Origin of the sequence: Microbacterium sp. 5K110 (assembly GCF_005774735.1) — a bacterium.
Lineage (GTDB): Bacteria > Actinomycetota > Actinomycetes > Actinomycetales > Microbacteriaceae > Microbacterium.
This window is the reverse complement of sequence record NZ_VBUM01000133.1, coordinates 1-6,007: the sequence shown is the minus strand read 5'-3', so window position 1 is coordinate 6,007 and position 6,007 is coordinate 1. Positions and strand designations below refer to the sequence as shown.

At 71.4% G+C, this 6,007-nt stretch carries 7 protein-coding genes; 4 read left to right on the top strand and 3 right to left on the bottom strand.

Annotated elements, in window-relative coordinates:
- Positions 1-274: 274 nt before the first annotated feature.
- Complete coding sequence (locus FE256_RS17380; RefSeq protein ID WP_138178147.1) at positions 275-529, top strand: cytochrome c-type biogenesis protein; 255 nt, start codon at positions 275-277, stop codon at positions 527-529.
- Between the two features lie 42 nt (positions 530-571).
- Here the strand turns inward: FE256_RS17380 and FE256_RS17375 are convergent, their stop codons facing one another.
- From FE256_RS17375 to FE256_RS17365, 3 genes are read right to left on the bottom strand one after another with little or no spacing between them, the layout of a single operon-like run.
- On the bottom strand, positions 572-1,759 hold the full coding sequence (locus FE256_RS17375) for an acetyl-CoA C-acetyltransferase (RefSeq protein ID WP_138178145.1): 1,188 nt from the start codon (positions 1,757-1,759) through the stop codon (positions 572-574).
- On the bottom strand, positions 1,756-2,409 hold the full coding sequence (locus FE256_RS17370) for a 3-oxoacid CoA-transferase subunit B (protein ID WP_171024404.1): 654 nt from the start codon (positions 2,407-2,409) through the stop codon (positions 1,756-1,758). The genes FE256_RS17375 and FE256_RS17370 overlap by 4 nt, the downstream gene beginning before the upstream one ends.
- 1 nt (position 2,410) lies before the next feature.
- Positions 2,411-3,184: a CoA transferase subunit A gene (locus FE256_RS17365; RefSeq protein WP_138178143.1), complete on the bottom strand. Its 774-nt coding sequence runs from the start codon at positions 3,182-3,184 to the stop codon at positions 2,411-2,413.
- Positions 3,185-3,291: 107 nt separating this feature from the next.
- Here FE256_RS17365 and FE256_RS17360 point away from each other — a divergent pair, with 107 nt between their 5' ends.
- From FE256_RS17360 to FE256_RS17350, 3 genes are read left to right on the top strand one after another with little or no spacing between them, the layout of a single operon-like run.
- Positions 3,292-4,089, top strand: a complete 798-nt coding sequence (locus FE256_RS17360) for an IclR family transcriptional regulator (RefSeq protein WP_138178141.1) — start codon at positions 3,292-3,294, stop codon at positions 4,087-4,089.
- A gap of 39 nt (positions 4,090-4,128) precedes the next feature.
- Positions 4,129-4,563 carry a MarR family winged helix-turn-helix transcriptional regulator gene (locus FE256_RS17355; RefSeq protein ID WP_138178139.1) on the top strand — a complete coding sequence of 145 codons (435 nt, stop codon included), beginning with the start codon at positions 4,129-4,131 and terminating at the stop codon, positions 4,561-4,563.
- Entirely contained in the window at positions 4,560-5,780 is a 1,221-nt protein-coding gene (locus FE256_RS17350; protein WP_138178137.1) for an MFS transporter, read from the top strand. Before FE256_RS17355 ends, FE256_RS17350 begins: the two co-directional genes overlap by 4 nt.
- The last annotated feature ends 227 nt before the right edge of the window (positions 5,781-6,007 follow it).

Genomic DNA, 6,007 nt, shown 5'->3' with positions numbered 1-6,007 from the left:
CCGCCACCCCTCCCCATCGGGGGTGCGATCCACCGGTAGACGATTGGCGACGACGACGAAATCGGCCTGTGACACAGGTCCTCCTCGGTAGCTTCCCCTCAGGCTAACAGCGGGGTGCGATGGTTCCGCGGGGGCGCCGGAATGCGATAAACGCCCGTTCTGTCGAGACACGGTGCGACACCGCGTGTCTCGACAGAGACGGCGTTTATCGAGGTGGGGCGTCCCGCTGTCAAGGCGTCGTCGGCCTCCGCGCGAGGATGAGTAGGTTGGTGGCATGCGCCAGTACATCTTCGGAACCGGACTCCTCAGCGCCATCACGGGTGGCATCACGCTGCTGCGCGGCCTCCGCAACGACGAGCCGTTCACGTGGCGCACGGCCCTGGCGTGGCTGAGCTGGGGCATCACGCTCGCCCTGGCCATCGGTGCCGTCGTGGATACGCGACGGGCGCGCCGCGGTCGTCAGGTCTCCGGCGACTCGCCCGTCGCGCGCAAGCAGCAGAAGCTCCTGAAGAAGCGCCTCGCCCGCTGACGCGAGAACAGAGGATGCCAGGCCCGGGGGCCCGGCATCCCTTCAGCGCGTGAGGATGAGCGCGTCGCCCTGACCGCCCCCGCCGCACAGCGCGACCGCGGCGGTGCCGCTCCCCCGCCGCACGAGTTCGTGCACCGCGTGCACGACGAGGCGGTTGCCCGACGCACCGATCGGGTGGCCGATCGCGATGCCGCCGCCGTGCGGGTTGACCACGTCGTCGGTGAGTCCGAGTTCGGCCTGCGACCGGGCCACCACGGCACCGAAGGCTTCGTTGATCTCGACGTGGTCGAGGTCGGATGCCGCGATGCCCTCCTTCTCGAGGGCCTGGGCGATGGCCCGTGCGGGCTGCGCGTGGAGCGAGTTGTCGGGTCCGGCGACCTGTCCGGCCGCGCCGACGACGGCGAGGACGTCCCAGCCGTGCGCGGCGGCGGTCGCCCGGGTGGTCACGACCACGGCCGAGGCCCCGTCCGAGATCTGGGAGGCGTTGCCCGCGGTGATCGACCCGCCCTCGGCGAACGCGGGGCGCAGCTTTGCGAGCGTCTCGACCGTCGTGTCGGCGCGGATGCCCTCGTCGGCGGCGACCACCACGGGGTCGCCCTTACGCTGCGGGATCGACACCGGGACGATCTCGGCGTCGAAGACGCCCGCCGCCTGGGCTGCGGCCGCACGCTGGTGGGACCGGGCGGCCACGGCATCCTGGGCCTCCCGCGTGACCTCGTACCGGGCGTTGGCGCGTTCGGTGGACGCTCCCATGCTCTCGCGGTCGTAGGCGTCGGTGAGGCCGTCGTGCGCGAGGTGGTCGAGCACCTCGATCGAGCCGTACGCGTACCCCGCGCGGGAGTTCATCAGCAGGTGCGGTGCGCGGGTCATCGACTCCATGCCGGCGGCGACGACCACGGTCGCGTCGCCGAGTCGCAGCATGCGTGCGGCGTCGATGACGGCCGTGAGCCCAGAGAGGCAGACCTTGTTCACGGTGGCGGCGTGGACGTCCCACCCGATGCCCGCGGCGATCGCGGCCTGACGAGCGGCGTTCTGGCCGGCGCCGGCCTGCAGCACTTGGCCGACGAGCACCGCATCGATGGCACCGGCGGGGATACCGCCCCGCTCGAGAGCCCCCGAGATGGCGGCCGCGCCGAGCTGCACCGCGGTCAGCGGAGCGAGCTGCCCCTTGAGCCGGCCCTGCGGGGTGCGGGCGGCGGCGACGATGACGACGTCGGTGTCGGAGGTCATGCGATCTTCTCCTCGGGGATGCGGACGGTGAGCGGGGGTTCGGTAGCGGCGACGACGTCGTCGACCGAGACGCCCGGGGCGACCTCGATGAGGACGAGCCCCTCGGGCGTGACGTCGATCACGGCGAGGTCGGTGATGATCCGGTCGACCACGCCGCGGCCGGTCAGCGGAAGCGAGCACGCGTCGACGATCTTGGGCGACCCGTCGCGGGCGACGTGCTCCATGAGGACGATGACGCGTTCGGCTCCGTGGACGAGGTCCATCGCGCCGCCGGGGCCTTTGACCATCTTGCCCGGGATCATCCAGTTCGCCAGGTCGCCGGTGGCCGACACCTGCATGGCCCCGAGGATCGCCGCGTCGATCTTTCCCCCGCGGATCATGCCGAAGCTCGTCGCCGAGTCGAAGAACGCCGCCCCCGGCAGGGTCGTCACGGTTTCTTTGCCGGCGTTGATGAGGTCGGCGTCGACGGCATCCTCGGTCGGGTACGGACCGACACCCAGGATGCCGTTCTCGGACTGCAGCACGACCGTCACTCCGTCGGGGACGCGATTGGGCACGAGGGTCGGCAAACCGATGCCGAGGTTCACGTACGAGCCGTCGGTGAGTTCGCGTGCAGCGCGCGCGGCCATCTCGATGCGGGTGAGCGCCATCTCAGCGGCCTCCTTCGGTGACGGTGCGCTTCTCGATGCGCTTCTCGATGTCGGGTCCCACCTCGACGATGCGGTGGACGAAGACGCCGGGGAGGTGCACGTCGTCCGGATCGATCTCGCCCGGCTCCACGAGGTGCTCGACCTGCGCGACGCAGACGCGTCCGGCCATCGCCGCGAGGGGGTTGAAGCTGCGCGCGGCCTTACGGAAGACGAGGTTGCCGTGGCGGTCGCCCTTCCAGGCGTGCACGAGCGCGAAGTCCGTGGTGATCGCCTCTTCGAGGACGAACTCGCGCGGCACCCCGTGGACGTCGAACGTCCGGGTGTCCTTCGCAGGAGAGGCCACGGCGACCCCGCCGGACCCGTCGTAGCGCTGCGGCAGGCCTCCCTCGGCGACTTGCGTCCCGACGCCGGTCTGCGTGTAGAACGCCGCGATCCCCGATCCCCCCGCGCGCAGCTTCTCGGCGAGCGTGCCTTGCGGCGTGAGCTCGAGCTCGAGCTCGCCGGAGAGGAACTGCCGCTCGAACTCCTTGTTCTCGCCGACGTACGACGACGTCATCTTGCGGATGCGTCCGGCTCCCAGCAGGATGCCGAGCCCCCAATCGTCCACCCCGCAGTTGTTGGACACGACCGACAGGTCGCGCGTCCCCTGCGCGAGCAGCGCCTCGATGAGAGCGATGGGATTTCCCGAGAGGCCGAAGCCGCCGACGGCGAGCGACGCCCCATTGGGGATGTCGGCGACGGCGTCGGCCGCCGACGGCCAGGTCTTGTCGATCACGCGGACTCCTTCGTGCAGGGATCGGTGGTCTCATCCTGTGCCCGGAGCGCGCGACGCGTCGCCTCACTTCTTGCGATGTGGATGCCGGCCCGCGTAGCGTCCACATCGTGGACACTACCCCGACTCCCCCCGCGCGGACGAGCGTCCCGGGGACGCAGGCGATCGCCCGCGCCGCGCACCTGCTGCGCTTGGTGACGGCGTCCGGGGCCGAGGGCGCCGCGGTGGGCGATCTCGCGCGCCACGCCGACCTGACGCGCCCCACCGCGCACCGACTCCTGTCCGCCCTCCGGCAGGAGGGCCTCGTCGACCGGGACGACGCCACGGGGCGGTGGCTGCCCGGCCCCGAGCTCTATCTGATGGGGACCGTCGCGGCATCCCGGTTCGACGTGACCGCGATCGCACGCGACATCGTCCGCTCCCTCGCCGTGCGGACCGAGGAGAGCGCGTTCCTCTCGGTGCGTCGGGGGGACGAGACGGTGTGCCTCGTGCGCGAGGACGGGAGCTTCCCCATCCGTTCCCACGTCCTGTCGGAGGGGGTGCGCTTTCCCCTCGGGGTCGCGTCAGCGGGCCTGGCGATCCTGGCGTTCCTGCCGCCGGAAGAGGTCGACGCCTACCTCGAGCGTCACGACGACCTGACGGAGCACTGGGGCGTCGCGCATTCCCCCGCCCGCCTGCGGACGCGAGTGGCCGACACGAAGGCCCGCGGCTACGCGGTGAACCCCGGACTCATCGTCGAGGGCAGCTGGGGATTGGGTGCCGCGGTGTTCACGAGGAGCGGGGAACCGCAGTGGGCCCTCAGCCTCACCGGGGTGGAGTTCCGCTTCGGCGGCGACCGGCTGGCAGAGCTCGGGCGGATCCTGCTCGCGCACGCGCACCAACTGTCGACGCGCATCGCGGGACGATAATAGATACCACCGTTATATACCTGGGGTATGCTCTGGGGAATGACCCGCGACGATGATCTCCAGAGACTGATCCTCGCGGTGCACGCCTTGACGCGCATCGCGGCCATCGACACCAAGAACGACGCCCCCGCTGCGCAGTGGCGCACCCTGACACTCCTCCGCGACCACGGCCCGCAGCGCCTGGGCGACCTCGCCACTCTCAGCCGCGTCTCGCAGCCCGGGATGACGAGGCTCGTGCACCAGATGGAGAGTGCCGGCCTCGTGGCCCGCGGCATCCACCCGGACGACTCGCGTGTGAGTGTCGTCTCGGCCACCGACGACGGTCTCGTGGAACTCGACCGGTGGCTCGAGACCCTCGCCGCCGCTCTCACCCCGCACGTCGCCGACCTGACGGATGCCGAGTGGGACGCGGTCCGCACGAGCGCCGATGCCCTCGCCGCCCGCGTCGGCCTGCGGCCGGAGGTCGCACGATGAGCGCGGCTCCCAGCGTGTGGAAGCAGCCCGCCCAGGTGTGGGCCGTCGCGTTCGCGTGCGTCGTGGCGTTCATGGGGATCGGCCTCGTCGATCCGATCCTCCCGGCGATCGCCGAGTCGTTGCAGGCGAGCCCCGTCGAGACCGAGCTGCTGTTCACGAGCTACCTCGTGGTCACCGGCCTCGCGATGCTCGTGACGAGTTGGATCTCGAGCCGCATCGGCGCCAAGGCCACCCTCCTGGTCGGTCTCGGCCTCATCGTCGTGTTCGCGCTGCTGTGCGCGGTCAGCGGGAGCGTCGACGCCGTGATCGGTTTCCGCGCCGGCTGGGGTCTGGGCAACGCCCTGTTCATCTCGACCGCGCTCGCGACGATCGTCGGCGCCGCCTCCGGCGGCAGTTCGGCGGCGATCATCCTGTACGAAGCCGCGCTCGGCCTCGGCATCGCCGTGGGACCGTTGCTCGGCGGCATCCTCGGCGAGGCGAGTTGGCGCGGGCCGTTCTTCGGCGTGGTGGTGCTCATGGCGATCGCGTTCGTCGCGGTCGCGGTGCTCCTGCGCGGACCGGCCCCGGCGCGCTCCCCGATTCCGTTCAGCGCGCCGTTCCGGGCGCTCGGTCGCCCCGCGCTGGCGATTCTGGCTGCGACCGCACTCTTCTACAACATCGGCTTCTTCACGCTGCTGGCGTTCTCGCCCTTCCCCCTCGGCTTCGGCGCCATGGGCATCGGTCTGACGTTCTTCGGCTGGGGTCTCGGCCTCGCCGTCACGAGCGTGTGGGTCGCACCGCTGCTCCTCCGCCGGATGCGGCTGACCACCGTCCTGCTCGTCGCACTGCCGCTGTTGGCGGCGGACCTCCTCGTGGCCGCGTTCGTGGTGGGCTCGCCTGCGGCACTGGTCGTGTGCATCGTGGTCGGCGGTCTCGTGCTCGGTGTGATCAACACGGCGCTCACCGAGGCGGTCATGGAAGCCACCGACCTGCCACGCTCCGTCGCTTCGTCCGCGTACTCGGCGGTCCGCTTCCTGGGCGGCGCGATGGCTCCGCCGCTCGCGGCCTTCCTGTGGCACGCGGCCGGCGCCGGGGTGCCGTACGTCATGGCCACGGTGTCGGTCGTGATCGCGGCGGCGTGCATCCTGTTCGGCCGCAGGACGCTCGCGCACATCGACGGGGCGCACCCGACCGCAGCCGATGAGGGAGCGGCGGTTCTGGTGGGAGACGCAGCGTAGGACCCCGGGAACCACAGCGCGCCCGGTCGTCGACTCCTTCGTCGACGGCCGGGCGCGTTCGTGTGCGGGGGGTCAGTCGCGTATGGCCCGACGCCGCAGGACGACCGTGACGACGACGCCCACGAGGAGCATCACCGTGGCGATGCCGATCGCGCCGGCGACCGACGGCGTTCCCGTCGAGGCGAGGCCTGCCCCGGCCGGGGATGCCGAGGCGGACGGAACCGGGC

Excerpts from the sequence above, each read along its gene's own strand:
- FE256_RS17370 (WP_171024404.1), bottom strand. The coding sequence starts at position 2,409 with ATGGCGCTCACCCGCATCGAGATGGCCGCGCGCGCTGCACGCGAACTC.
- FE256_RS17380 (WP_138178147.1), top strand. The coding sequence starts at position 275 with ATGCGCCAGTACATCTTCGGAACCGGACTCCTCAGCGCCATCACGGGT.
- FE256_RS17355 (WP_138178139.1), top strand. The coding sequence starts at position 4,129 with ATGACCCGCGACGATGATCTCCAGAGACTGATCCTCGCGGTGCACGCC.
- FE256_RS17375 (WP_138178145.1), bottom strand. The coding sequence starts at position 1,759 with ATGACCTCCGACACCGACGTCGTCATCGTCGCCGCCGCCCGCACCCCG.
- FE256_RS17350 (WP_138178137.1), top strand. The coding sequence starts at position 4,560 with ATGAGCGCGGCTCCCAGCGTGTGGAAGCAGCCCGCCCAGGTGTGGGCC.